Origin of the sequence: Marinovum sp. 2_MG-2023, from assembly GCF_030548265.1 — a bacterium.
In the GTDB taxonomy this organism is placed as follows: Bacteria; Pseudomonadota; Alphaproteobacteria; order Rhodobacterales; family Rhodobacteraceae; genus Marinovum.
The window spans coordinates 1-2,614 of sequence record NZ_JAUOSD010000066.1 but is presented as its reverse complement, the minus strand read 5'-3'; the positions used below and the strand labels follow the sequence as shown (position 1 = coordinate 2,614).

Annotated in this window: 2 protein-coding genes; both read right to left on the bottom strand. The window is 60.5% G+C overall.

The features are described 5' to 3' along the window. The coding region (locus tag Q4577_RS23600; protein ID WP_303473359.1) for an NAD(P)(+) transhydrogenase (Re/Si-specific) subunit beta at positions 1-1,028 on the bottom strand (1,028 nt) is incomplete at its 3' end. A gap of 15 nt (positions 1,029-1,043) precedes the next feature. Next, positions 1,044-2,614 (bottom strand): Re/Si-specific NAD(P)(+) transhydrogenase subunit alpha (locus tag Q4577_RS23595; protein ID WP_303473363.1); only part of this gene is annotated, 1,571 nt, incomplete at its 5' end.

Below are 2,614 nucleotides of genomic sequence, written 5' to 3'. Positions count from 1 at the left end.
AGCTCGCTGACCGCGTTCTGCGCCTGGGCCACCGCCATGCCGTAGCCTGGGATGATGATCACGCTGTCGGCCTCGTTCAGTGCGGTTGCCACGCCATCGGCGTCAATCGCAATCTGCTCGCCTTCAACCGCCATCTGCTCACCCGCCGGGCCGCCAAAGCCACCCAGGATGACCGACACGAAGTGACGGTTCATCGCCTTGCACATGATGTAGGACAGGATCGCACCGGACGAACCGACCAGCGCACCAACCACGATCAGAAGATCGTTGCCGAGGCTGAAGCCGATCGCCGCAGCCGCCCAGCCGGAATAGCTGTTCAGCATCGACACAACCACCGGCATGTCGGCGCCGCCGATGCCCATGATCAGGTGATAGCCGATGAACAGCGCCGCCAGCGTCATCACAAACAGCGGCAGGAAGCCACCGGTGTTGAAGTACCAGATCAGACAGATCAGCGACAAACCCGCCGCCGCCGCGTTCAGGATATGACCGCCCGGCAGTTTGGTCGCCACCGAGCTGACCTTGCCCGCCAGCTTGCCATAGGCAATCACCGACCCGGTAAAGGTCACCGCACCGATGAACACCCCAAGGAACAATTCAACCCGCAGAATGTTGATTTCAACGGCAGATTTATGCGCCAGCAGCGCAGCAAACCCGTCAAGACCATGACGCGCTTCTTCGCCCATGCCCAGCACATTGGCCAGTTCGAAATGCGCGTTGAAGCCGACAAAAACCGCCGCCAGACCGACGAGGCTGTGCATCGCCGCGACCAGCTGGGGCATCTCGGTCATCTGTACGCGCTTGGCGACATAAAACCCGATGATCCCGCCCGCGGAAATCAGGATCAGCGACAACAGCCACAGACCCGAACCGGGGCCGATCAGCGTGGCGGCAACCGCCAGACCCATGCCGACAATCCCGTACCAGACCGCGCGCTTGGCGCTTTCCTGATTGGACAGACCACCCAAAGACAGGATGAAGAGAACAGCCGCAACAACATAGGCGGCAGTGGTGAAACCGAATTCCATAGCTTCAACCCCTCCTTAAGATTTCTGGAACATGGCAAGCATGCGCCGTGTGACGAGGAAGCCGCCAAAGATGTTGATCCCGGCCATGAACACCGAAAGCGCCCCAAGCAGGATCACCAGGAAGGAGCTTGATCCGATCTGCATCAAGGCCCCCAGAATGATGATCGACGAGATCGCATTGGTCACCGCCATCAGCGGCGTGTGCAGCGAATGCGCCACGCCCCAGATCACCTGGAAGCCGACAAAGACCGACAAGACAAAAACGATGAAGTGCTGCATGAAGCTGGCCGGCGCCACAAGGCCAACCGCCAGAAGCAACACAGCGCCCACAGCCAACAGGGTGACCTGCTGTTTGGTTTGCGCTTTGAATTCAGCCACTTCCTTGGCGCGCTTTTCTTCCGGCGTCAGCTCTTTGGGCTTTTCCTTGGTCTGGGCCGCAATCGCCGCCACCTTTGGCGGGGGTGGTGGGAAGGTGATTTCGCCCGCGTGGGTCACGGTCGCGCCACGGATCACGTCGTCTTCCATGTTGTGGTTGACCTGACCGTCCTTTTCCGGCGTCAGATCGGTCATCATGTGACGGATGTTGGTGGCATAAAGCGTCGAGGCCTGCGCCGCCATGCGCGAGGGGAAATCGGTATAGCCGATGATGGTGACGCCGTTGTCGGTGACGATCTTTTCATCTGCCACGGTCAGCTTGCAGTTGCCGCCTTTTTCCGCCGCGAGGTCAACAATCACGCTGCCGGGTTTCATGGCCTTGACCATGTCCTCGGTCCAGAGCTCGGGCGCTTCGCGGTTGGGGATCAGCGCCGTGGTGATCACGATGTCAATCTCGGGGGCCAATTCACGGAACTTGGCCAGCTGCGCTTCGCGGAATTCGGGGCTGGACACAGAGGCATAGCCGCCGGTGGCGGCGCCGTCCTGCTGCTCTTCCTCGAAATCGAGGTAGACAAACTCTGCCCCCATCGATTCGACCTGTTCGGCCACTTCGGGACGCACGTCAAAGGCATAGGTGATCGCACCAAGCGAGGTCGATGTGCCGATCGCGGCCAAACCGGCCACGCCCGCGCCCACCACCAGAACCTTGGCCGGGGGCACCTTGCCCGCCGCCGTGATCTGGCCGGTGAAGAAACGGCCAAAGTTGTTGCCCGCCTCGATCACCGCACGGTAGCCCGCGATATTGGCCATCGACGACAGCGCATCCATCTTCTGCGCACGCGAAATCCGGGGCACCATTTCCATGGCAATCACGCTGGCACCCTTGGCTTTCGCCTGGGCCATCCCCTCTTCGTTCCCCGCAGGGTTGAAGAAGGAAATCAAGGTCTTGTCCGCCGTCAGATAACCCAATTCCGTGGCATCCGGCTGGCGCACCTTGGCGATGATATCCGACTGTTCCCAAAGCGCAGCCGCGTCAGAAACAACCGACACCCCCGCAGCTTCATAGGTCGCATCCGAAAAACCGGCCTTCGCACCGGCCCCGGATTCAACCACACAGTCATACCCAAGCTTCTGCAATTGCTTCGCAGACTCCGGCGTCATGGCGACACGCGCCTCACCCTCAAATAATTCCCTCGGCGTCCCGATTTTCA